Origin of the sequence: Pseudomonas extremaustralis, from assembly GCF_900102035.1 — a bacterium.
Lineage (GTDB): Bacteria > Pseudomonadota > Gammaproteobacteria > Pseudomonadales > Pseudomonadaceae > Aquipseudomonas > Aquipseudomonas extremaustralis.
On record NZ_LT629689.1, the window covers coordinates 3,659,674 to 3,683,133 of the forward strand.

14 protein-coding genes are annotated in these 23,460 nt (G+C 62.8%); 6 read left to right on the top strand and 8 right to left on the bottom strand.

Features of this window, described 5'->3' with window-relative positions:
• The first annotated feature begins 102 nt into the window (after positions 1 to 102).
• Complete coding sequence (locus tag BLR63_RS16960) at positions 103 to 1,236, top strand: OpgC domain-containing protein (protein WP_010564093.1); 1,134 nt, start codon at positions 103 to 105, stop codon at positions 1,234 to 1,236.
• A 70-nt stretch (positions 1,237 to 1,306) separates the two neighbouring features.
• A complete protein-coding gene (locus tag BLR63_RS16965) occupies positions 1,307 to 7,801 on the top strand; it encodes an NEL-type E3 ubiquitin ligase domain-containing protein (RefSeq protein ID WP_010564092.1) in 6,495 nt (2,164 codons plus the stop codon).
• 42 nt (positions 7,802 to 7,843) lie between these two features.
• Here BLR63_RS16965 and BLR63_RS16970 read toward each other — a convergent pair whose 3' ends face one another.
• The gene (locus BLR63_RS16970; RefSeq protein WP_010564091.1) at positions 7,844 to 9,262 is read right to left on the bottom strand and encodes an amino acid permease; all 1,419 of its coding nucleotides are present in this window, start codon (positions 9,260 to 9,262) and stop codon (positions 7,844 to 7,846) included.
• 400 nt (positions 9,263 to 9,662) lie between these two features.
• On the opposite strand from BLR63_RS16970, the gene BLR63_RS16975 reads away from it, so the two are divergent.
• Positions 9,663 to 12,776, top strand: coding sequence for a transglycosylase domain-containing protein (locus tag BLR63_RS16975; protein ID WP_042946591.1), 3,114 nt, complete (start codon positions 9,663 to 9,665; stop codon positions 12,774 to 12,776).
• Positions 12,777 to 12,829: 53 nt separating this feature from the next.
• On the opposite strand, the gene BLR63_RS16980 is transcribed toward BLR63_RS16975, so the two are convergent.
• The 5 genes from BLR63_RS16980 to BLR63_RS17000 form a co-directional block, all read right to left on the bottom strand.
• Entirely contained in the window at positions 12,830 to 13,312 is a 483-nt protein-coding gene (locus BLR63_RS16980) for a CS1 type fimbrial major subunit (protein WP_042946606.1), read from the bottom strand.
• 5 nt (positions 13,313 to 13,317) lie between these two features.
• Complete coding sequence (locus BLR63_RS16985; RefSeq protein ID WP_010564088.1) at positions 13,318 to 14,079, bottom strand: hypothetical protein; 762 nt, start codon at positions 14,077 to 14,079, stop codon at positions 13,318 to 13,320.
• Positions 14,080 to 14,140: 61 nt separating this feature from the next.
• Positions 14,141 to 15,361 carry a hypothetical protein gene (locus BLR63_RS16990; RefSeq protein WP_010564087.1) on the bottom strand — a complete coding sequence of 407 codons (1,221 nt, stop codon included), beginning with the start codon at positions 15,359 to 15,361 and terminating at the stop codon, positions 14,141 to 14,143.
• Positions 15,362 to 15,384: 23 nt separating this feature from the next.
• Positions 15,385 to 17,904 (bottom strand): TcfC E-set like domain-containing protein, encoded by a 2,520-nt coding sequence (locus tag BLR63_RS16995; RefSeq protein ID WP_042946590.1) that lies wholly within the window; start codon positions 17,902 to 17,904, stop codon positions 15,385 to 15,387.
• Positions 17,905 to 18,023: 119 nt separating this feature from the next.
• Positions 18,024 to 18,524 carry a CS1 type fimbrial major subunit gene (locus BLR63_RS17000; RefSeq protein ID WP_010564085.1) on the bottom strand — a complete coding sequence of 167 codons (501 nt, stop codon included), beginning with the start codon at positions 18,522 to 18,524 and terminating at the stop codon, positions 18,024 to 18,026.
• 500 nt (positions 18,525 to 19,024) lie between these two features.
• On the opposite strand from BLR63_RS17000, the gene BLR63_RS17005 reads away from it, so the two are divergent.
• Together BLR63_RS17005 and BLR63_RS17010 are read left to right on the top strand one after the other, a co-directional pair.
• Positions 19,025 to 19,573 carry a PadR family transcriptional regulator gene (locus tag BLR63_RS17005; RefSeq protein ID WP_010564084.1) on the top strand — a complete coding sequence of 183 codons (549 nt, stop codon included), beginning with the start codon at positions 19,025 to 19,027 and terminating at the stop codon, positions 19,571 to 19,573.
• Positions 19,570 to 20,337: a siderophore-interacting protein gene (locus BLR63_RS17010; protein ID WP_010564083.1), complete on the top strand. Its 768-nt coding sequence runs from the start codon at positions 19,570 to 19,572 to the stop codon at positions 20,335 to 20,337. Before BLR63_RS17005 ends, BLR63_RS17010 begins: the two co-directional genes overlap by 4 nt.
• Positions 20,338 to 20,368: 31 nt before the next feature.
• Here the strand turns inward: BLR63_RS17010 and BLR63_RS17015 are convergent, their stop codons facing one another.
• Both BLR63_RS17015 and BLR63_RS17020 read right to left on the bottom strand, forming a co-directional pair.
• Positions 20,369 to 20,995, bottom strand: a complete 627-nt coding sequence (locus BLR63_RS17015; RefSeq protein WP_010564082.1) for a Pr6Pr family membrane protein — start codon at positions 20,993 to 20,995, stop codon at positions 20,369 to 20,371.
• A gap of 4 nt (positions 20,996 to 20,999) precedes the next feature.
• A complete protein-coding gene (locus BLR63_RS17020; protein WP_010564081.1) occupies positions 21,000 to 21,233 on the bottom strand; it encodes a VF530 family protein in 234 nt (77 codons plus the stop codon).
• A gap of 150 nt (positions 21,234 to 21,383) precedes the next feature.
• On the opposite strand from BLR63_RS17020, the gene BLR63_RS17025 reads away from it, so the two are divergent.
• Positions 21,384 to 23,402, top strand: a complete 2,019-nt coding sequence (locus BLR63_RS17025; RefSeq protein WP_010564080.1) for a TonB-dependent receptor — start codon at positions 21,384 to 21,386, stop codon at positions 23,400 to 23,402.
• Positions 23,403 to 23,460: the final 58 nt, after the last annotated feature.

The window sequence follows — 23,460 nt, forward strand, 5'->3', positions numbered from 1 at the left end:
TGCTTACAAATACCGCCAACCTGCGCCCGCCCGACGTGCGGCGTAAGAAATCCCGCGTCCGCGCCTGTCACTACTAAACCTATTGTTCAAGAGCCCGCTGCCATGCTGAACGGACGCGACCCGCGCATCGATTTTTTTCGGGGCCTGGCGTTGATCTTCATTTTCTGGGATCACGTCCCCCACAACCCCCTCGGCCAGATCACCCTGCGCAATTTCGGTTTCAGCGATGCGGCCGAAATCTTTGTATTCCTGGCCGGCTACGCCGCCGTGCTGGCCTACGGCAAGATCCTGCAGCGCGACGGCTACTGGATCGCTTCGCTGAAAATCCTGCGCCGCACCTGGGTGTTGTACGTGGTGCATATCTTCCTGCTGGCGATGCTGATGGGCATCGTGTTCTTCGCCAACAGCCATGTGGAAACCCGCGATCTGGTCGAGGAGATGGGCCTGACGCACTTCGTCACCCACCCGCAACAGGCCCTCACCGATGAGCTGCTGCTGCGCTTCAAGCCCAACCTGATGGACCCGTTGCCGCTGTATATCGTGTTGCTCGCCGGCTTGCCCCTGGTGTTGCCGTTGCTGTTGCGCAAGACCTGGCTGGTGGTGGCGGCGTCCATGACGGTGTACCTGCTGGCGCCCTGGATGGGCTGGAACCTGCGGGCGATTGCCGACGGCGTGTGGTACTTCAACCCGGTGACCTGGCAGTTCCTGTTCATCCTTGGCGGCGCGGCCGCGCTCCATGCCGGGCGCAAGCATCCTGGCGAACACCGCGCGCTGGCGCGCCAGCCGTTGTTCGTGGCGGCGGCGCTCTACACCCTGGCGGCGGCGGTGCTGACGTTGTCGTGGCGCTGGCCCGAAGTGCACGATGCGCTGATGCCGACGTGGCTCAGTGAGTTGATCTACCCCATCAGCAAGACCGATCTGTCGCCATTGCGCCTCCTGCATTTCCTGGCCCTGGCGTATGTCACCGCCAAGCTGCTGCCGGGGCGTGGCTGGACGCAGAACTGGCCGGCGCAACAGTGCTGCCGCATGGGCCGTTATTCCCTGGAAGTGTTCTGCCTGGGGGTGTTGCTGGCGCCCCTGGCGGACATGCTCAACGCCCAGGCCGACGACGCCTGGCCGATGCAGATATTCAGTGCCTTACTGGGCCTGCTGTTGATGGCGGCACTGGCGGCGTGGCTGGCGTTCAACCAGCAGCTCGACGCATCGAGGCACGGCCAATGGGTCGCGGGTAAATAGTTAAGCCCAACCGCCGAAGCTGCGGTGATTACATCGGCCTTCCACTTAATTTGTGAAAGGCCACTCATCCATGCCGACCCCTCAATTGATCAACGGTTTGTCCGGCAATCTGCAATCGAGCACCACTTGGGCCCAGCAAGAAGCTGTGGAGCAGATCAGGCAAAACCTGACCCAAGCCTTGAGCACCCTCACGCGCGATGAAAAAAAGCGCTACGTGCAACTGCAGCATGAGGCCCTCAAGGCACTGACCGCCGTCGAAGCCGAAAAAGAACGGCTGGTAAAGGCCTTCAAGACCGAAGGCCTGGCCCAGTTGCGCAGCCGTATCGGCGACCGCGATCCCGAAGCCTATCGTTTCGAAACCACCTACCGGGAAACGGTGGAAAAACCTTTCCCCTGGGAGCCGACGCCCAACGAACGCAAGCGCTTCCGCCGCCGGTCCTACGCAGAGGGCTGGAAATACATCGACCACGTCAAAAGCATGTCGCTGTGGGAAGCGGCCTGTATCAACGTGGGTTTTACTTATTCCAGAATCACCGAATCCGGCTCCAGCCTGGTCCAGGCCAGCAGGGTCGTGGGCCCAGGGGATGACCGCAGCCTCAGCGCCCAGGAATTCATCGAGGTGATCCGTGAACTGGACCTGGGCAGCCAGCTGCAAGCCCGTATCAATGACACCCTGGGCAACAACGGCAAATTGCGCCGTCTGATGGGCGTCTCGGCGCGCGCGCTGCTGCAATTCGACGTGCTGGACGCCTGGCGCAACCGCGCCAATAGCGGCCTGACCCGCGAGATGTACGAGCAACTGAACGCCGCGATCGATGACAAAGGGCCGCAACCGGAGATCGATTCACTGGGCCTGACATCGGGCGTGACGCTGGTGGTGGCGGTGCCCTTCGTGGCCTGGGAAAGTACGATTCCCGTGCCGCTGCTGCTGATCCGCGTCGGGGCCCTGGGCGTGCTGTCGTACTTTCCGTTCCGCCCGGGCGGCGCACTGCGCTATCACGCCGACACCCAAGCCGCGGAGCAGGCGTTTCGCGAACAACTGCTCGAAAGCCATGAGCGAAAGGACCTGGGCTGGTTTTCCCGACAACTGCCGCTGGTGGGCATGTCCGTCTTCACCAAACTGGTGACGCCAGCCCTTCGCCCGGATGACATGAGCTGGCTGGCGGAAAAATTCTACGACGGCTTTCACAAAGCCTTTCCAGCCAGGGTACTCAAGGACATCCGCTTCGCCGCCGACCCCAAGACAGCGCGACCGGTGGGGCTGGTGCAGGCGCTGACGTACCGGCAGATCCAACGCTGCCAGGCAGACCTGGACACCCTCGCCGCCACGCGTTCGCAGGCCGACTGGCAAGCACTCAAGGACGCCGCGCAGCAGATCACCGCCGAAGTCCTCGGCTTGCTCCTGACCCCCGTGCCCGGTGGCGTCACGGGCATGATCCGCACCACCCAACTGCTGATGCTCGGCAACCTGACCTACAGCGTGATCGAAGGTGTGGACCAGGCCGTCAAGGGCGATGCCAGTGCCTTCGCCAGCAGCCTGGCGGATATTGCCGACCTGATCGTCAGCGCCCGTCTGCACGCCACCGCCGGGCGCTTGCAACAGCGGCGCCTGCACGCGCTCATGCAACGCATCGGCAACCCGCGCAAAGTCACCCTGCCCAGCGGCAACGCGCAACTCTGGAAACCCGACGCGCAGCGCTACGCCCACGATAGCCAATCCCTGCTCGACGGTCGCCGCCCCGATGCGCTGGGGGTGTACCGCGTCGACGGCGAGCAATACGTCAAACTCAACCAGGGCGAACAGTTCCTGGTGGTCAAGGTCAAGCACGACGACCAACAGATGCGCTACGTGCTCAAACACCAACACAGCGATGGCTACACGCCGCCGATCCTCTTCGACCCGGCCAGACAGGCCTGGATGTTCGACCTGCACAATGCCCACGCCCTCTCGGACATCCAACTGCTGCAACGCATGCTGCCCGACGGCCCCGCCTCGGTATCGGAACAAGACCTGAAAACCATGCTGCGCAGTACCGCCACGCCACGCCATGTACTGGAGCGGGTATGGCGCTCGGAGCCGGCGCCGTTGAACCTGATCGAAGGGGTCCGGCGCCTGCAGGCCGACCGGGTGATCCAACTGATCATCGACCACTTCGCCGAGCCCGGTTACCTGCCGCCCCACGGTGACAGCGCGGTCCTGTGCCTGCTGACGCAACTGCCCGACTGGCCCGAGAACACCACCCTGAGCATTCGCGAACCACAGGGGACGCTGATCGAGCGCTACCGTAAACACGAGCGTCCCATCACCCCCGCCCATGGGATCGAAATCATCCGCGACGAAGACGGCAACTACAGCGCCACCGACGTTGCACACCTGCCCGCCGATACCGCCGAACCGCTGCTGAGCCTGGTGATCGCGCTGCAACCGAATACCTCGCGACTGGGCCTGGAAGGCCACGCGCCGCACACCCCGGAGCAACGCATCAGCGTGGTTCGACGACACGTCGCGGACCTGGCCGGCACTGAACGCATCACCTTGTTCAGCGCCCTAGTCAATTACGCCGGCTATGAAAAAAGCGAGCGGCTCGCACCGGACACTGTGCGTCGCTTCCTTCCCGTCAAGGCCTCGCCGCCGCTGGTCGCGGTCACGCCCTTGCTGAAAAAACTGCGCGACCTCAACCGTCCCCTGTCGCCAGCCGGCCTGGAGCGCTTGCTGGAGCAGCACCCACTGACGCCACGCCAGCAACAGGCGTACTTGCAGAACGGCACGCTGCCCAAGGCCTTCAGTGAACGCCTGGACAATCACCGCACCGCGCTGCGTATCGACGCGGCCATCGACGGTTTGTATCACTCCCGCGCCTACAGCGACGACATCGATCAATGGGCCAGGGAGTTCGCCTCCGCCCTGGTGCGAAACACCCTCAAGCGCCCGTTCGTGATCACCGAAGTCGTCGCCGGGAACATCGCCAAGCCCTATGCATCCAAAGGCCCGCAGGACCCGACGGTGGAATTGCGTCATTACGGCAACGGTGTGTACGAGGCCTATGACATGGTCAATGGCGGCACGATTCCGGTGCCCGCCACCGTGGACAGTTTCTACCTGGCCATCGGTTCGGTGCTGCAACCCCACGAGCGGCAATCCCTTGGCATGCACAGCGCCACGGACGTCCAGGGCCTGCGCACCCGACTGGGCGATTACATGAGCAGCCAGCGCAGCGCCAGCGGTTTTGTCAGCCTGGTCGACGGTTCGCTGATGCAATACGAACAAAACCTCACGCTGCCCGCCGGCCAGGCACCCGATACCCAGGGCATTTTCAACTGGAATGCCAGACACTACCTGCCGCTCTATGGCTCGTTGTACCGGATCGAGTTCGACAAAAGCCTGCACAAATGGCGCATGCATCATCCGCAGAAAGTCGGGGTCGATACCCCCCTGCTGGCCCACAACGGCGACGGTGCCTGGCGTCTGGCCAGGGAAAACCCCATGACCTGGGACAACCACGAACTGCTCTACCGCCTGGGCAACCAAACCTATTCCTTCACCCAGACAGAGTCCGAGCATATCCTCGCCCTCACCAACACCCCGCCCCGGCTGCTGCGTCATGTGCACCACGCCGGACAAGCCGCGCCCCCGCTGCTGGCCGACACCTGCAAACGCCTGAAAATCGAGCAGGAAATCCAGCAGTTCATCGAAGCGCTGGGCAACACCCCCAACTCGCCCATTGCCCGTCCTGACTTGCAACTGCTGGTGCTGTCCAGCCTGCCGAACTGGCCGGACAGCCATGTGATTCGCGTGGTCGACACCGACGACCGGGTTATCCAGCAATACCCGGCGCGACAACGCCCCGACGACAAGGCCTTGCTGGTCAAGAAAAGCGACTATGAAAACGCCCGGCTGCTGAACAAGGTCATCACCGACGATGAAGTGACCCAGGCCTTGCTCGGTGAACTGCCGACGTCCAGCGACGACCGTCTGTTCAAACTGGTCAAGCAGATCGTCGAGTTCACTGAACGGGAAAAAACCCAACTGCTCGAATCGATCTATCAACGCAGCGAGGAAGAGGGTCCAGCGCTGGTCAGGCACTTCAAGGCCCATCACCCGCAATTGCCCACCAGCAGCGTGCGGGCGATCCTCGGACAAGCCACGCCCAAGGAACTCCGGCAACTGCACCAAAAGAAGGTCCCCGGTTTGCGCCTCGCCGAACAGGCGCGTGTGTCCGCCGACGATGTCCGCCTGAACCGGGCCTATGAGGGGCTGTACAGCGAAGCGTGCATCAACGCCGACAGTGACAGGATCACCCTGCATGTACTCAAGGATGTGCCCACCTGGCCGGCCGACGTGCGCATCGACCTTCACGAAGGCGACCACCGCGGCCGCCTGCTGCACAGCGCCGGCCCGCTCACCGGTACCGACCGCCGCCTGATCGCCAGGACCCAACGCGGCTATCAGGCCTATGACACCTCAGGCGAGCCGCTGGGCGAGCCGTCGAACCTGTTGCTGCGGGTCATCCTCTCGACCTTGTCCGACAGCGAAAAAAGCGCGCTGGAAGTCAACGATGAGGTGGGGATTTCAGGGTTGCGCCAACAGTTGCTCACCCTGGCTCTCAACCAGCGGGTGGAAATCAAGGGCCTGCTGGACCTCAAGCACGTGCAGCCGTGGATGCTGCCGTCGATGGGTGCCGAACGCACCTACCTGGTGTACCCGATGTGGCGCAGGTTCTGGCCGTTCAGCGGGAGTCGGCCACCGGACCTGGTCTCCAATGTTCAGGAACTGTACCCGCGCATGAGCAACGATCAGGCCCGCCAGTTGATCCAGGGGCTGAACCTGAGCGAGCCGGCGGCGCTGATTGAAATCGAACGGCGGCGCACCGAGTACCAGGCCATGGACGTCGCGCTGTCGCGCTGGGCCGACACGCCCCAGAGCGCCGATGAACACCTGAACGACCCCGTCGGCTTGAACCTGGCCAGCCGCCGCTACATCGCCCAACAGTTGCGCGCCGCCTGGCGCCAGGAGAATCGCTCGCTTTACCTGGCCGGGGTAGTGGATGCCCAATTCGTCGAGCTGCAACTCGATAGCGGCGACCTGCCCCCCGCCGATTTCATCAGCGGTACCCAAGGGTTTGCGCATATCGATTTCCTGAAAATCGCGGGCAATCACTTTCCGGAAACGGGAAATGCGTTCCTCGGCAAGTTTGTCGGTCTCAGAGGCTTGCACCTGGATTGCCAGTTGAACGAGTTGCCCAGCGTCATCACCGACATGACGCAACTCACGCACCTGAACCTCAGTAACAACGATATCCGCCTCACCGACGCGTCGGCCCAGCGCCTGGCGGCGATGGTCAATCTGCAACGGCTGGAACTGAACGACAACCCGAACCTTGGCGTATCGCCGGATGTCAGCGCCATGGCGCGCCTCAACCGCCTGAACCTGGCGAACACCGGGCTGACCCAGTGGCCCACCGGAGCAGAAACGCTGTCTCTTCTGGAGGACCTGCACCTGCAGGGAAACGCTATCACCGAGCTGCCCGAAGCGCTCTTCAGTGACGGGCGCGCCGGCTCGCGCGGTCGCAACATCCTGCTGCATGAAAATCCCCTCTCTGCGGCCACGCTGGAACGCATCGAACAGTATCGGCAGACCACCGGCATCAGGCTGGGGGGCGCACTGGGGCCCAGGCACCAACCGGTAACGGCGGACAGTATTTCCCATTGGCTGAGCGGCGTTCCCGCGACCGAAATCCCGGCGCGCAAGGCCTTGTGGGAGCAACTCAAGGCCCATGAGGGCGCCAGTCCCGACGATACCTTCCGAGTGCTCGCGGACCTGACGCGCACCTATGCCTACCTGGCAGACAACAGGCGACGCGAGGCCTTGACCCAACGCGTGTGGGACTTGCTGATCGCCATGGGCGAATCCACCGAGTTACGCAATAACGTGTACCTCAACACTTATGGTTCCGGCGACTGCGGCGACAGCGTGCTGCTGGCCTTCACCAACATGGAGCTCGAGCATCAGATCCACCTGGCCAAGTCGCTGAGCCGCAACTACGACAGCGACCGGATGCTGATCGAGCTGTCCACCGGGCGCTTCTACCTCAACCAGCTGGACCATATCGCCGACAAGTTCATTCATGAGCGCGAAGTGGCCGGCCTGGAAGTCGACCCGGCCGAAGTGACGATTTATTTCCGCGCCCGATTGGCCGCAGAGTTCAAACTGCCTTTCTATGCGCTGGAACTGCTGTACACCGTTGAAAGCTATGTGACCACCGACGTGATCGACAACGCCCGCAAGCAACTGCGCCGGCTCGGCGAAAGCCCGGCCCTGCAGGAGTGGTTGTTGATGGAAGGGTTCTGGATCGAATACCTGGCCAGGAGTCATCCGGAGCCCTTTGCAACGGTCAAGGATGTCATCCGCTATAAAGTCGGCCTGCTGGATCAGGCAGTGCCGGACCGCCACTCCGATGAGTACCTGGAGCGGCGCCAGTCACTGGTGGATCTGGAGCAGTCCGAACAGAATCGCCTGGTGCGACAACTGACCCTCGCCACCCAGGCCGCCTTGCAACACGCCTGAACCATGCCCCGGTGCCGAGGACCGGCACCGGGGCGTGTTCCGTCACGCCGAGCGGGGCACGCCGTCGCTGGCCGTGGTCGGTTGCAGGTTGAACACGTAGAACAACACGGTCAGCAGTACCAGGAACACCGGGCCGACAAACAACGCAACGCGGGTGTCCGGGAAGTACGCCATCAGGCCCACCACCAGCACCAGGAACGCCAGCGCCAGGTACGAGCTGACCGGGTACAGCCACATGCGGTATTTGAGGGCCTTGCACTCGGCGGGGCTCAGGCTCTTACGGAACTTGAGCTGCGCCAGCAGGATCATCACCCACGTCCAGATCGCGCCAAAGGTGGCGATGGACGTCACCCACACAAAGACTTTTTCCGGCACCAGGTAGTTGAGCAGCACGCCCAGCAGCAGGGCAAAGATCGACAGCAGCAGGGCTTTGCGCGGTACGCCGTTGCTGGCGGTGCTGGCAAAGGCCGCCGGCGCCTGGCCGTTCTGCGCCAGGCTGTAGAGCATGCGCCCGGTGCTGAAGATCCCGCCGTTGCACGAGGACAGCGCGGCGGTGATCACCACGAAGTTGATGATGCCGGCCGCGGTCTTGATCCCCAGGCGCTCGAAGGTCATCACGAAGGGGCTGCCCTGGGTGCCGATTTCGTTCCACGGGTAGATCGACAGGATCACAAACAAGGCCCCCACATAGAACAGCAGGATGCGCCAGAACACCGAGCCGATGGCGCTGGGGATGGTTTTCTGCGGGTTCTTCGCTTCACCGGCGGTGAGGCCGATCATCTCCACGCCGAGGTAGGCGAACATCACCATCTGCAAGGACATCAGCACACCCTGCACACCGTTGGGCATAAAGCCGTCGTGGGCCCACAGGTTGGAAATCCCCAGGGCCACGCCATCGTTGCCAAAGCCGAACGCGATGACACCGACGCCGCCGACGACCATGGCAATGATGGTGACGATCTTGATCAACGCGAACCAGAACTCGAATTCACCGAAAGCCTTCACCGCGATCAGGTTGATGGTGCCCATGCTCAGCAGCGCGGCCAGGGCCCAGATCCAGCGCGGCGTGTCGGGAAACCACACGCCCATGTACACGGCCACGGCGGTGATTTCCGCCACGCAGGTCACCAGCCACAGGAACCAGTAGTTCCAGCCCGTGAGAAAGCCCGCCAACGGCCCGAGGTAGTCCTGGGCATAGCGACTGAACGAGCCGGCCACCGGATTGTGGACAGCCATTTCGCCCAGGGCGCGCATGATCACCAGGATCGCCAGGCCGCCGATGATGTAGGACAGCATGATGGCCGGACCGGCCATTTCGATGGCCTTGGCCGAACCGAGAAACAGACCGACACCGATACAGGCGCCGAGCGCCATCAGGCGAATATGCCGTTCACCCAGTTCACGTTTGAGCGGACCGCTCGAAGCGGCCTCGCCATGGGGCAGGGAATTGCCAACAGGCATAGGGGTACAACCTCATCTTGTTATTGGATAGGAACCACCCAGCGTCCGCCTCACAGCGGGTAGCCATAAGGACGTCGTGACAGGCTCGCCTTGTGGACAAGCCCGCCTGGCCAGGTGAAACCGGCCAGCTCGGCGGCCGTGCAGTATAAAAAGGCGTAGGCAGGGATTTTCACTCAATAAACAGCAAGATTCAGAGATAAGTCCCGGTAAGAACCGGCCATGTAGAGAGGGATTAGCTGGACTCTGTAGGAATTGCCTTCAGGCATGGTTGAGGGCGGTTGTCTGTGGTGAGGCGGCTTGTGCCCTCACCTCCAACCACAACAATTGCTCCCCCAACGCCAACCAGCGTCTAAGCTTCAGTTCAAGTCCGATCAATCTGCCGGCACGGGATCAATCGACTATGGGCGTTTTATGGCAAACCGGTTCGACCAAGGCTGCGGCTCTCACCGACAGCAGGGATGAACAGCCATTGCCACCACGCCCCCGCAGGCAGTCGTACCGGTGGCGAGCGGTGTGGCTGCTGCTGGTGATCGCGCTGATCGCTGCGGTTTTTTTCGCCCAGCGCGAAATGCGCACCGCGCACTGGCAGGCCCGCGAACTGAGCCGCCTGGCCGCGACCTTGAGCTATCGGGTCGAGCCCGGTGCCAGCGATGCCATGGTGTATCCCGGCGATGGGCCCTTCGACAAACGCCTGGGTTACAGCGCCCTCGATGAGTTCCTGCCGCGTCTGCTCAAACGCAATTACCTGATCCAGCGCCAGGTGCGTTTTTCCGCACCGTTGATGAGCTATGCCAAGCACGGCCTGTTCGTGCCCTACGCCGAAAAAATCCAGGCCGGCTTGTCGATCAGCGACTGCCGCGCCGCGCCGCTGTATCAGTTCACCTATCCCCAACAGTCGTACCAGCACTTCGCCGCGATCCCGCCGGTGGTGGTCAACAGCCTGCTGTTCATCGAGAACCGCGACCTGCTCGACCCGGCCCAGCCACAGGCCAACCCGGCGGTGGACTGGCCGCGCTTCGCCAAGGCAGCCTGGTCGCAAGTGGCCAGGCTGTTGCACTTGCCCGGGCAAAGCGCCGGCGGCAGCACCCTGGCCACCCAACTGGAAAAATACCGTCACTCGCCCGACGGCCTGACCCTGTCCGGCGGCGAGAAATTGCGCCAGATGGTTTCCGCCAGCGTGCGCGCCTACCAGAACGGCCCGCAGACCCTGCCCGCACGCCAGAACATCGTGCGCGACTACCTCAACAGCATGCCGCTGTCCGCCGTTCCCGGTCACGGCGAAGTGCATGGCATGGCCGAAGGATTACGGGTGTGGTACGGCGCCGACTTCAACCGCACCAACGCACTGCTGGCCGATACCGGCACGCACGCGCTCGCGCAAAAAGGCCTGGCGCTGCGTGAAGTGCTGTCGTTGATCATCGCCCAGCGGCGGCCTTCCCATTACCTGTCCAAAGGCCGCGCCGAACTTGCGGACCTGACCGACAGCCACATCCGCCTGCTCAAACAGAACGGCATCATCGACCCCGAACTGGCAGCCGCCGCGCTGGCCAGCCAGGTGACTTACCGCGACTGGCAGCAACAACCGACGCTTCAACCGATTGAAACCAACAAAGGCATCAGCGTCGCCCGCCGACGCCTGGCCGCCCTGCTCGACCGCCCGCTGTACGACCTCGATCGCCTCGACCTGGCCGCCACCAGCACCTTGCAGGACGATCTGCAAACCCAGGCCACCGCCTACCTCAAGCACCTGGCCGACCCGGCCTTCGCCGCCCAGCTCGGCCTGCTCGGCCCGCGCCTGTTGACACCCGCCAGCACCGCGCAAGTGCGCTACAGCTTCACGCTGTACGAGATGACCGCCGACGGCGCGCGCGTGCGGGTGCAGACCGACAACACCGACCAGCCCTTCGATATCAACGAGAGCAGCAAGCTGGAATTGGGCTCCACCGCCAAGCTGCGGGTGCTGACCACCTACCTGCAAATCATCAGCGAACTGCATGACCGCTATGCCGGGCAAACAGCTGCGGCGTTGAAAAAGGTCACGCTCGACGAACAGGATCGCCTGTCGCGCTGGGCCGTGGATTACCTGGCGCAAAACAGCGACCGCAGCCTGGCGAAGATGCTCGAAGCGGCGCTTGATCGAAAGTATTCCGCCAACCCCGGCGAACGCTTTTTCACCGGTGGCGGCCTGCATCACTTCAACAACTTTCGCAATGAAGACAACGGCCGCAACCCGACACTGCGCGAGGCCCTGCGGGAGTCGATCAACCTGCCGTTCATCCGCCTGATGCGCGACCTGGTGCGCTACAGCACCTACCAGGGCCCGAACAACAGCGCCGAGTTGCTCAAGGACGACAACGACCCGCGCCGCCAGGAATACCTGGCTCAGTTCGCCGACCGCGAGGGCACCACCTTTTTGCTGCGCTTCTGGAAACGCTACCGCAACAAAGACACCCAGGCCCGGCTCGATACGTTCCTCGACGGCATGCACCCCACTGCCATGCGCCTGGCCGCCGTGCACCGCTACCTGATGCCCCAGGCCAGCCAGGACAGTTTCAACCGCTTCGTGCGCGCGCACCTGGCCAGCAAAACCCCCGAAAAACTTACCGACGAACGCTTGGCCAAGCTCTACAAGGACTACGGCCCCGGCGCCTACGACCTGCCCGACCAAGGCTATATCGCCAAGGTCCACCCCCTGGAGTTGTGGCTGCTCGGTTACCTGCTGGAACACCCCGACGCCACCTTCACCCAGGCGGTGGCCGCCAGCGAGCATGAGCGCCAGGAAGTCTACGGCTGGCTGTTCAAGAGCCGTCACAAGAGCGCCCGCGACAGCCGTATCCGCACCATGCTGGAGATCGAAGCGTTCCTGGACATTCATCAACGCTGGCGGGCGGTCGGCTACCCGTTCGACCACCTGGTGCCGTCCCTGGCCACGGCCATCGGCAGCTCCGGCGACCGCCCGGCGGCGCTGGCGGAACTGGTGGGGATCATCCTCAACGACGGCGTGCGCGAACCGACCCTGCGCATCGACAGCCTGCACTTTGCCGCCGACACGCCCTACGAAACCCGCCTGGTCAACAACCCGGATCGCGGTAAACGGGTGATGCCCAGTGAAGTCGCCACGGCCCTGCGCGGGGCGCTGTCACAAGTGGTGGATGCCGGCACCGCCAAACGCGTGGCCGGCAGTTTCAAGCTGGCCGACGGCACACCGCTGACCATGGGCGGCAAGACCGGCACGGGGGATAACCGCATCGAAGCCATTGGCGCCGGCGGGCGGATTCTCAGCTCCAAGGCCATCAACCGCACCGCCACCTTTGTGTTCTACATCGGCGAACAGCACTTCGGCACCCTGACGGCGTTCGTGCCCGGCAGTTTGGCGCAGGGCTTCACCTTCACCTCGGCACTGCCGGTGCAGGTGCTCAAGGGCATGGCACCGATCCTCACGCCGTACCTGCAACCGGGGGGGCATACCTTGTGTGCGCCGCTGAAGAACTTGTCTGTGGTGAGGGGCTCGTAGGGGGGGAGGGCGCTTGTCCCCTCATCCCCTACGAGCCCCCTCCCCCACAAAATTCACGGCGCCAGGAAATCAAACACCAAATGCACCGTGCCGTAATACTCGCCACCGCGATACCCGCCTTCGGGTTCGATGGCCGCGATGTTCAATTCGGCGCGGCGGCCTTCGCGGGCTTCCTGGGCGTTGACCACTTCGACCGGGTCCAGGGTCAGTGCCACCTGATTGAACAGCACTTGCAAGTCGATGCGGTTGCGCCCGTTGTACAGATACGGCTCAGCCCCCAGGCGCGCGGCGACGCCGCCGTTGAGGTTCTTCACGTCGAAGTTCTTGCGCAAGCGGCCCAGTTGCGAGGTCACCAGGTTCCAGGCCAGCAGTTGGTCATGGCCCATCCAGTCCGACTCGGAGGGCAGCACATAGGCCTCATGCACCGGGATGGTCACCGAGACGTCGAACGAGTGGCGCTCCTGGATCGCCGCCGTGTGGGCCGCGACCAGCGTGCAGGCCGTCAGTACAGCGAGTCTTGTCAGTTGCTTGAACATCATGATCACCCGTTACTTTTCTCGACCTTCATCGGTTTTTTGGCCTGCCCTTCCACCAGCACGAAGCTGTAGCGCCGACCCGGCTTTTTCTCGAACGTCAATTGCCGCTCGGGCAGGATGTGGTGCTTGGTGGTGGGCACGCAGTCGGTGGGATTGCTCACCGAACAATCGTGGAACTCGTCGAGCACCACTGTGCTGTTGCCCGAGTTGCGCAGTTGGTATTGGTCGGCGCTCTCGTTGATGCGGGTGTCGAAACGCGTGTCTTTGGGACGGACGAAAAACACCGTGCCGTAGCCGGCCATCACGTTGATCCCGGCGGCCAGATGGTCTTTGTAGTCGGCACGCTCTTCGTCGCTGATGCCGAAGTTGTCGTCCTTTTCCGGCACCACGGGGATGAAGCGCAGGCGGAAATAACGCTCCTTGTCCCGTGGCCCCATGTACAACAGACGGGTGCCCTGGCGCCCGTTGACAGGCACGATCAGGCGCGACGGGCTGGCCATCAGGCCATCGCGGCTGGTGGTGACGCCCTTGTCGTCGGTGATCGACGGCACCGGTATTTCGCGGGTGGTGCCGTCTGGGTTGTAGACGATCTCCAGCACGTTGACCTTGATGAACGCGGTGCTGGTGCCGCCGTTGAACACGCGCTTGAGGTAAGAACTGCGATCGCCTTCGAGGTAGTCATACACCACCCCGACGTTGATCAACGGCCCGGCGTGGGCCGTAAGGGACATCAGGCACAATCCGATCCATAACACTGCTTGTTTCATCTTTGTTTCGCCTCATTGATTGACTGCGGCGGGCCCGGCCCGCCGAGGGTGCGGGGCCGGATTAAACCTGCGAGTCCCAGATCACGGTTGCCACGCCCGTATAAGTGCTGCCCGGCTGCTTGAGCATCTCGGCCATGTCATCGCGCAGCACTTCGAAGTGCAGGGTGCCGGGACGGTCGTTCACATAGAACTGCGGCTGGAATAGCTCGGTGCCGTCGCCATCCAGGCGCAACGGGCGCTTCTGCACGGCCTGGTTACCGCGCCCGTCAATGCCACTGGGCAGCGTCACCGCGATCTGCAACGGCACTTCATCGCCATTGGCGTTGCGCAGGCCACAGGTGTTGCCCATGACGATCGAGCACTCCAGTTGCATCTTGAATCGCGAACTGGCGGCGATGCGGAAGGTCTGGTCGCGGTACAGCCGCGTCGGCGCGCGCCCGCGGTTGAGCCAGGCCTGCCAGCCACCGTCGGGAATCAACTCGATGCGGTTGCCGCCGGGTGGGATGTCGACCTTAAGGTCGTGCTCCACGCTGAGGATGAAGTTGAAGGTCAGGGCGCTTTTATTCGGGACCATCACGTCGCCGAAGTCGTAATCGCCGCCGGGGCCCATGGTGTAGGTGATGCTGCCGTAGTATTGGCCACCGGACATGGTCAGGGGGTTAGGCGTCCTCAGTTCGTAGGCGTATTCCATCGTGTTGAACCTCAAGGAACTCAGCTCCATCGACGGTTTACGGCTGCACGGCCCCGCCCCTTCAGGGGTCAACCAGAAATAGGAGCCAAACGCGACGCCTGCGGCAAGGTGCCCTGTGCGTCGACAGGGGCTTGGGGCCTCGCGCCACTGATTCCCCCAAGCCACGCCCGGTTGCTGCCAGGCCGACACCCCCGGCGGTCTCGGCACGTGCCATAACGAGCCGATACCGGCGATACGCAGTTGGACCGTCTCGGTTTCTCCGGTCCCCGCATGGGTCACTTGCAGGTCGCGCCAGTCCGACGGCACCTTGACCATGAAGCCTTTGCGCTCATCCTCGTGGTTGGCCAGGATCGGCTGATTGGAAAGCGCGCTGAAGTCGTTATCCCTGAGGCTGAAGATCCCCAAGGCCCTGCACTGGGTTGGAATGTGCGCGGCACAGATCGAGCTGATCGGCGTGGTGTTTTCAAACGCGTTCTTCATCGGGTTGGCCGGATCGGGCTTGAACCGCGCGGTGATCTGCTCGTCCGCCAGCAGCGCGGACGACATCAACGCGGCGCCCACGGACAGGATCAAGGTACTGAGGGGTTTCATCGTGAGAGTTCTCGTCATGGCACTCAACCTGCGGTCTGGGTGCTGGAGGTGTTTTCGGCCAGGGTGTCCGGCGTGCACCGCAGGTCACCGATCATCAACACATCGTGTTCATTGGCTGTGGTGGCCGGGTCCAGGCGGAACTGGCACAGCAGCTGGTTCTGGTAGCGCACTTCCAGGGTCGGCGCGCTGGCGCTCATTTCCATGGAGAAGAACCCGTCGACTTCGCTGACCCCACGGCTGGCGTGGTTGATCACGTGATGGCCCTTGAGCGGCTGGCCCTGGGCATCGAGCAGGCGACCGAGCACCGACACGGTCTTCATCACCGTGACTTTGCGGTAGTCCACCCCACCCCGGTTCAGGTGGTAGGTGGTTCGCGCCGGCTGGATGTTGGCCGCTGGCGGGTGGTTGCCCTCGAAGTCGAAATTCACCGTGCTGCTCTTGTAGGCCGCCAGCGGTACGAAGTTGCGCCCTGGGCGCAGGATCGCGCCGCCGCCGCTGAAGTCGTCGGCACGCAAGGTGATGTCGTCCAGGTCGGTCTCAATGTCGACGATCATGCCCGCGCCATTGGTCTGGTACTGGCTGGTCATCAGCATCTGGTCGCCCCCGGCGACAAAGGTGCTGTGCAGGTTCAGGCCGCCGCTGAGGTCGCCGTTGAACGAACTGCGCTGGATGAAGCCGTCGCCGCTGACCACGTCGCTGTCGAAGCTGGCCATGCCCGACAGGCCGATGCCGTAGGTGTCGGTGATCGCCGTGGCCGAGACGCTTTGCAGCAGGTGGTCGGTCAGGTCCTGGCGATAGGTGACCGAGGCATTGTTATCGCGGCCGCCATCCCGCGCGGTGCGGGTACCGATGCTGCCGGAGATCTGCCGGCCATCGCTGCCCAGGGCCAGGCTCACGGACAGGTCCACGCCACGGTTGCGTTGGTCGTTGGTGCCGGACGTGCCCGGTCGGTCGAATACCGAGAAGCGCCAGTTGGCGTCGCTGCCCCACAAGATGTCGCGGCGGCTCCAGCCCAGGTCGAGGCCGGCGCCTTCGGCATTGCCTTCGCTGTGGGACAGGCGCAGGTTCCAGGAATTTCTCGCGTCGACCCGGTGGTTCACCGACAGCGCCGAATTGCTGGTCTGGCCGACAAAGGTATTGCGCCGCAGGCGGGTGCCGTCGGGCAGGGTTTCATAGGTGTCGCGGGTGTCGAGCCAGCTGCGGTTATGGCTGAACACCAGGTTGGTGGCGCCAAAGGTGTAGAGGCCCTGCAGGTCCATGCCGGTGCCGTGCTCGCGGGTCTGGTAGAGGTTGGCGTAGAGGCTGGTGTTGTTGGCCACCGTCCAGTCCACCGAACTGCCGTATTGCAGTTGATCGCGCACTTCCCGCGCCGACAGGCCGAGAATCACCCGTGGGTGCAGCAGGTAGTTGACCGAGGCACCGGCGGTGATCGAACCGGAGGCCTGTTCATCCCAGTTGCTGAACAACTTGGTTTCGCGCCCGGCGAACAGGTTGTAGCGCCAACGGTCATCGACGTTGCGCCAGTTGCTGGGTTTGTACACCAGCTCCTGGGTGGTGCTGACGGTCTGGCCGTCCTCGACCAGGCGCACTTCCACTTCATAGATGCCGCCGGGCAAGGAGCGCGTGTCCAGCGTCTGCAAACCGGCCGCGACCGCCTGGGTGTTGATCAGCAGGCCGTTGCGGTAGATCTCCACGGCGGCCTGGCGATTGGCGGTGACGTAGATCGGGTAGACACTGGCCTTGGCGTTGTTGATGGCCAGGCTGTCGGAGCTGCCGTACATGACGCCCAGCGCCGTATCGGGGCTGGCGCCAAAGCTGCGCAACTGACGGGTCAGGCCATCGGAGTTGGGGGTGAAATGGCCGAGGCGCAAGAACTGCCCTTCCAGTTCACGCTGGGTATACAGCTCGTGGATCGCATGGCGCACTTGCTCTTCGTCGCCACTCTGGCGCGCCAACTGCAAATTGAACACCTGGGTCCAGTTGCCCAGGCTGGCACTGGCCTGCAAGCCATAACGCCCGCCGAGGTCTTCGTCCTGGCCGCCGTTGAGGTTGAGCTGGTTGTTGATGATCAAGCCACGACTGCCACCTTCGGGCTGTTGGTAAAAGCGCGGGGCATCGCCGGCACGTTCGACGTTCTGGGTGATGATCGACAGCAGCGAGCTTTCCAGGTTGTAGTGCACGGACACCAGTTGCTGCGGGCAGGACTGGGTGCAGGCGCCAAGGGCGACGCCCTTCTCCAGCACCGACTGCCAGGTGTCGCGGGTGGCGGCGGCGACCTTGCTGCCACCGGCGTCGGTAAACTCCAGCAGCGTCACACGCTCGTCCTGGGACAGCACAATCAGCGCCTCACCCAGAGGCTGCTGATCCAGTTCGACCTGTACCGCCAGGGGCACATCGAAGAAATGGTCGCTGAACCCGGCAGGCAAACCCTGGGCCTGGGTCAACAGACTGGCAGGCGTGACAGTGCCTGGCGTGGGTGCGGCCAAGGCACTCGTACAAATCACTAGCGCAAGCGCAACCGCGATGGGCGTCATCGGGAACATGAAAGGAATACTCTGAGGGCCAGGAGACAAGGTGAAAAATCAGGCCGGCCGATGGGGATGCTCGGCCAGCCTGAATGCAGATACCCGAGGGCCTTGCGGCCCCACGGGCACTAACACCCTTAAGGCGCAGGCGTTGGCAGCACTGCGTCGAACACCAGCGCCACAGCAGAGGTGTAGGCACCGCGCTGAGTCGCCGACGGCTTGGCCGCCGAAATGCGCAGCTCGGCACCCACGCCTGGGGTGGAGTCGGCATCGTTCACCACTTCTTTTGGCGTGCCGTCGAGCTGGACGCCGTGCAGGGTGGTGGTCAGTGGGATGTTCTGCGAGGTGTTACCGTTGAACAGCACTGCCGGGCCGCCTTCGATGTAGGCGTGGACCGAGCCGTTGGTGTTTTTCAGGTCGTAGATGGCGGTCAACGGCGCCAGCTCACCGCTGACGATGTTGTAGCTCATGGATTCATCGCGACCGAAGTTCGGGTCGCGTGGCTGAGCGTGGAACACCGTTGTCGGGATATTCGCCTTGATGTTGACGGTGTGGTTGGCTTCGCCGGCCGCGAAAGCCATCGACGAGTTCAGCGCCAGGAGGGCCAGGGGAGCAGCAATTGCGAACTTCTTGAACATGGTGATTTCCTGTTTTTTTCAGACAAGTTGGCGACCCATCGAAAGTTGAACTAAGGGTTCAACGTGCAATGAGATCCGTTGCAATAAAACTCAGAGTGAGTGCAACGCGGGACACATAATCCACCAACTTAAAAAACAGGTATGCAGGCCGGTTCCTATGCCTTCGTAGCCAATGGAGACTGGGCTCGACGGAAAAGTATGGCATTTTGCCAAAACTTTAATTTTATCCGTAAGACATGGACTACATGAATAAAACAATGAATAAAATCATGAACTATCCGTCAGAACGGTACCACAAACTTAATAAATACAAGCACCATAAAGGTCGATAAAAGTTTGAGCACTGACACTAACAACCGTGTTGAAACTATTGGCCGTCGGATTTGATTCAACGCTGCCAAAGGGCCCTGGCCCGCGCTTGACCGTTGGTCGTACGCCTCTATCCACGCCATAAGATATATCTTACGTTATGTCTTACACACACAACGAGCGTACGAAAAATGAGAGACCATCATTCCCACCGTGAACCCGGTGACGACCGCGACGGCTTCGAACGACGTCCAGGCCGCGAACGCGGCGGGCGCGGCCCACGGGTGTTCGCCCCCGGCGATTTGAAATTGCTGCTGCCGGCGTTGATCGCCGAACAGCCGTGCCACGGCTATGACCTGATCCGCAAGATCGAAGCCCTGTTCGAGGGCGCCTACAGCCCAAGCCCTGGGGTGATCTACCCCACGCTGACGTTCCTTGAAGAAAGCGAATTGATCGTCGGCGACGCCGAAGGCGGAAAAAAACGCTACACCATCACCGACGCCGGTCGTCTGTTCTTGAGCGAACAGGCGGTTGCCCTCGAGGGCATTCGCATGCGCATGGACGTGAGCAAACGCTCGCTGCGCGGCCATGATCGCCCGGCGCAAATTCACGAAGCAGTGCACAACCTGCGCCATGCCTTGCATTCGCACCACGGGCGCTGGAGCCCGGAAGAAATCACACGGGTCGCCGCCCTGCTCAACGGCGCCGCCCAAGCCATCGCCGACGGAAAAACTCAATGAATACTCAAGCCATCCATCGCGTCAGCCACGAAATCAAACGCCGCCGCCTGGACGTCCTGCGCGTGGTCGACATCACCCCGCGCATGCGCCGCATCACCTTGGGCGGCCCGGAACTGGCGGGCTTTATCAGCCTGGGCAGTGACGATCACGTCAAGCTGATGTTCCCGCAGAACGCCGTCGAACAAACAGCGTTGGAAAGCCCGGGCTTCAATATCAAAGGCGACGGCCCGCAACCGGCGATGCGCGACTACACGCCACGCCGCTACAACCTGGACACCGGTGAGCTGGACATCGACTTCGTGCTGCACGGCGATGGTCCTGCCTCGACCTGGGCCGCACAGGCCGCGCCCGGCCAGCACCTGTACATCGGCGGCCCACGCGGCTCGATGATCGTGCCGGACATGTTCGACAGCTACTTGCTGATCGGCGACGAAACCGCCCTGCCCGCCATCGGCCGGCGCCTGGAAGAACTGCCGGCGGGCCGCCGGGTCCTGGCGGTGATCGAGATCGACAATCCAGCGGAACGCCAGGCCCTGCACAGCGCGGCCGAGGTCGAGGTGATCTGGGTGGTAAGGGGTCGGGACGACCTGCTTGAGACGGTGCGCAACCTGAAGCTGCCAGGCGGCACCCTGTACAGCTTTGTCGCGACCGAAACCAAACTGTCGCGCCAGTTGCGCCGCGTGTTGCTGGACACCCACAAGGTCGATGAGGCGTTCCTCAAGGCCGTGGGTTACTGGCGTGCCGAAGGCAGCGAAGAAGACTGAAACCTGTGGGAGGGGCTTGCTCCCTCCCACATCAGACGGAGGGTGACTTCAAATATTTATCCAGCCCCACCACCGCCATCGCAATCGCCACAAACCCCGCCAGAATCCCCCCGGCATTCACAAACACCTGTGGATAACCCAGGGTGCCGACGTCGATGAACGGGTACTGATACTGCCCAAGTAAATCCCCGCGCAGCAGCACATAGCCGAAATACACCAGCGGGTAGATCACCCACAGGCCGATGTGTTTGAGGCACAGATGGCCCTTGGGCACACATCGCCACCAGTACACGACAAACACCACCGGCATCACGTCGTGAAGCAATTCGTCGGCAATGAATTGAAAGCCTTCGGGCTGCCATAAATGCCGCAGCAACAGGCTGTAGGCCAGGCCCACCAGCACGATGCTCACCGCAATGCCACTGCTGACAGCGGGCGCCAGAAAAAACCGCCTGGCCGCCGAGTCGCGCCCCACCCACGCATAGCTGAGCACCGTCGCCACCAGGGTATTGGTCAGCACGGTGAAGAAACTGAAGAAGTTGATCAGCCCGCCCAGCAGGCTGGCGCCGGTGTCCCAGCGCGAATAGAAAATCAGGTATTGCTGAATCGCCAACCCCATCCAACCGGCCAGCGCGGCTGCCCCCACATACCGCTTCATGGGGTCAATCCAACGGGCGTTTGGTGCGCATCAGCTTCACGTACAGCGCTTCGACTTTCTCCCGCGCCCAGGGGGTTTTGCGCAGGAACGTCAGGCTCGATTTGATGCTCGGGTCGCTCTTGAAACAGCGGATATCAATGCGTTCGGCAAGGCCTTCCCATTCGTAATGTTCCACCAGGGTGGTGAGGACGTGCTGCAGGGTCACGCCGTGGAGTGGGTCGTTGCTTGTCGCGGTCATGCCGGGCCTATGAAAAAAATGCTCACGAAGGCGCACACCTTAACACCCCGTCCCTTCAGGTAAAAAAAGTTCCCGTTTGCAGCGAAAAAGAGATGTTATATTGTAACGACTCCTCTCAAATCTTTTCGCCGTTTTTCCAAGGAATGTCCGATGTCCCTCTCCCCCCTCTGGCGCTTGACCCCACTTGCTGCCGCCCTGCTGATCGGCTCCCAGGCCCGCGCCCTGGAACTGCCGCCCCAAGTCATCACCGCCAACCCGCTGGGCAGCGAGCAACTCGCGGCGCCGACCACCGTGCTGGACGGCGATGAGCTGACCCTGCAACAAAAAGGCAGCCTGGGCGAAACCCTGAACAAACAGCCGGGCGTGTCGTCCTCGTACTTCGGCCCGGGCGCTAGCCGGCCGATCATTCGTGGCCTGGATGGTGACCGCATTCGCCTGCTGCGCAATGGCGTGGGCGCACTGGATGCATCGTCACTGTCCTACGACCACGCGGTGCCGCTGGACCCGGTCAACGTCGACCGCATCGAGATCGTGCGCGGCCCGGCGGCGCTGCTGTATGGCGGCAGCGCCATCGGTGGCGTGGTCAATACCTTCGACAATCGCATCCCCACCGAAGCCATCGAAGGCATCCACGGCGCGGGTGAGTTGCGCTACGGCGGCGCCGATACCACGCGCAGCAGCGCGGGCAAACTGGAAGCCGGCAATGGCACGTTCGCCTTGCACCTGGACGCCAATGCGCGGGAATTCAACGACCTGAAAATCCCTGGCCAGGCCCGCAGTCGCCACGCGCCGCCAACCGATGACGCCCCCGGTAAAAACGGGCGCCTGGGCAACAGCGACGGGCGCCAGGACGGCGGCGCGGTGGGCGGTTCCTACACCTGGGACGACGGTTACGCCGGGCTGTCCTACAGCAGCTATGACGCCAACTACGGCTCCCCCGCCGAGCAGGATGTGCGCATCCGCATGAAGCAGGACCACTACGCGTTTGCCTCCGAAATCCGCAACCTGCAAGGCCCGTTTACCTCGGTGAAAGTCGACGCGGGCTACACCGACTACGAGCACCGCGAAATCGAAGGCGGCGAAACCGGCACGATCTTCAAGAACAAGGGCTACGAGGCGCGGGTGGAAGCGCGTCACCAGCGGATCGGCCCGTTCGACGGCGTGGTCGGCGCACAAGTGACCCGCAACGAGTTCTCGGCCCTGGGCGAAGAAGCCTTTGTGCCGCAGACCGACACCAACGCCGGCGCGCTGTTTATCCTCGAAGAAATGCAGGCCACCGAACGCCTGAAACTCAGCCTCGGCGGGCGCCTGGAACACACCCGCGTCGACCCGGACGCCAAGGGCAACGCGCGGTTTGCCGGGGCCGACAACAGCAATGACTTCACCGCCGGCAGCCTGTCGTCCGGGGCGGTGTATAGCCTCACGCCGATCTGGTCCCTGGCTGCGACCCTGGGCTACACCGAACGCGCGCCGACCTTCTACGAGCTGTATGCCAACGGCGCCCACGTCGCCACCGGCACCTACGAGTTGGGCGACGCCAACCTGAAGAAAGAAAAAGCCGTGTCCAGCGACCTGGCCCTGCGCTTTGACAACGGCACCCACAAGGGCAGCTTCGGCGTGTTCTACAGCCACTTTTCCAATTACATCGGCTTGCTGGGCACCGGTCGTACGTTGAACGACGAAGGTGAAGAAGACGCCGCCGGCATCCCTGAGTACGAATATTCCGGTGTGCGCGCACGTTTCGCCGGCTTCGAAGCCCAGGATCACTGGAAGCTTGGAGAAAGTGCCTACGGCAAGTTCGCGTTGGAACTGTCGGGCGACTACACCCGCGCCACCAACCTCGACACCGGCGAAGCGTTGCCGCGCATTGCACCGCTGCGTTTGAACAGCGGTTTGCTGTGGGAGCTGGATCGCTGGCAGGCACGCATCGACGTCGAACATGCCGCCGGCCAAGGCCGCGTGCCGGACAACGAGAGCGGCACCGACGGCTACACCACCCTGGGCGCCAGCGCCGGGTATCGCTTCAACATGGGCGGCAGCCAGTGGCTGGCGTTCGTGAACGGTGAGAACCTCACCAACCAGACCGTGCGTTACGCCAGCTCGATCCTGCGCGACATCGCCCCGGCGCCGGGGCGGAGTGTGCAGTTCGGGGTGCGTACCACCTTCTGATCGGAGCTTTGTGGCTGAGGGGGGCTTGTCCCCCTCAGACCAGTCCCCCATGCACCCC

What these genes read in the sequence shown, in the direction of transcription:
- BLR63_RS16960 (WP_010564093.1), top strand. Translation starts at nt 103, where the DNA reads ATGCTGAACGGACGCGACCCGCGCATCGATTTTTTTCGGGGCCTGGCG.
- BLR63_RS16965 (WP_010564092.1), top strand. Translation starts at nt 1,307, where the DNA reads ATGCCGACCCCTCAATTGATCAACGGTTTGTCCGGCAATCTGCAATCG.
- BLR63_RS16970 (WP_010564091.1), bottom strand. Translation starts at nt 9,262, where the DNA reads ATGCCTGTTGGCAATTCCCTGCCCCATGGCGAGGCCGCTTCGAGCGGT.
- BLR63_RS16975 (WP_042946591.1), top strand. Translation starts at nt 9,663, where the DNA reads ATGGGCGTTTTATGGCAAACCGGTTCGACCAAGGCTGCGGCTCTCACC.
- BLR63_RS16980 (WP_042946606.1), bottom strand. Translation starts at nt 13,312, where the DNA reads ATGTTCAAGCAACTGACAAGACTCGCTGTACTGACGGCCTGCACGCTG.
- BLR63_RS16985 (WP_010564088.1), bottom strand. Translation starts at nt 14,079, where the DNA reads ATGAAACAAGCAGTGTTATGGATCGGATTGTGCCTGATGTCCCTTACG.
- BLR63_RS16990 (WP_010564087.1), bottom strand. Translation starts at nt 15,361, where the DNA reads ATGAAACCCCTCAGTACCTTGATCCTGTCCGTGGGCGCCGCGTTGATG.
- BLR63_RS16995 (WP_042946590.1), bottom strand. Translation starts at nt 17,904, where the DNA reads ATGTTCCCGATGACGCCCATCGCGGTTGCGCTTGCGCTAGTGATTTGT.
- BLR63_RS17000 (WP_010564085.1), bottom strand. Translation starts at nt 18,524, where the DNA reads ATGTTCAAGAAGTTCGCAATTGCTGCTCCCCTGGCCCTCCTGGCGCTG.
- BLR63_RS17005 (WP_010564084.1), top strand. Translation starts at nt 19,025, where the DNA reads ATGAGAGACCATCATTCCCACCGTGAACCCGGTGACGACCGCGACGGC.
- BLR63_RS17010 (WP_010564083.1), top strand. Translation starts at nt 19,570, where the DNA reads ATGAATACTCAAGCCATCCATCGCGTCAGCCACGAAATCAAACGCCGC.
- BLR63_RS17015 (WP_010564082.1), bottom strand. Translation starts at nt 20,995, where the DNA reads ATGAAGCGGTATGTGGGGGCAGCCGCGCTGGCCGGTTGGATGGGGTTG.
- BLR63_RS17020 (WP_010564081.1), bottom strand. Translation starts at nt 21,233, where the DNA reads ATGACCGCGACAAGCAACGACCCACTCCACGGCGTGACCCTGCAGCAC.
- BLR63_RS17025 (WP_010564080.1), top strand. Translation starts at nt 21,384, where the DNA reads ATGTCCCTCTCCCCCCTCTGGCGCTTGACCCCACTTGCTGCCGCCCTG.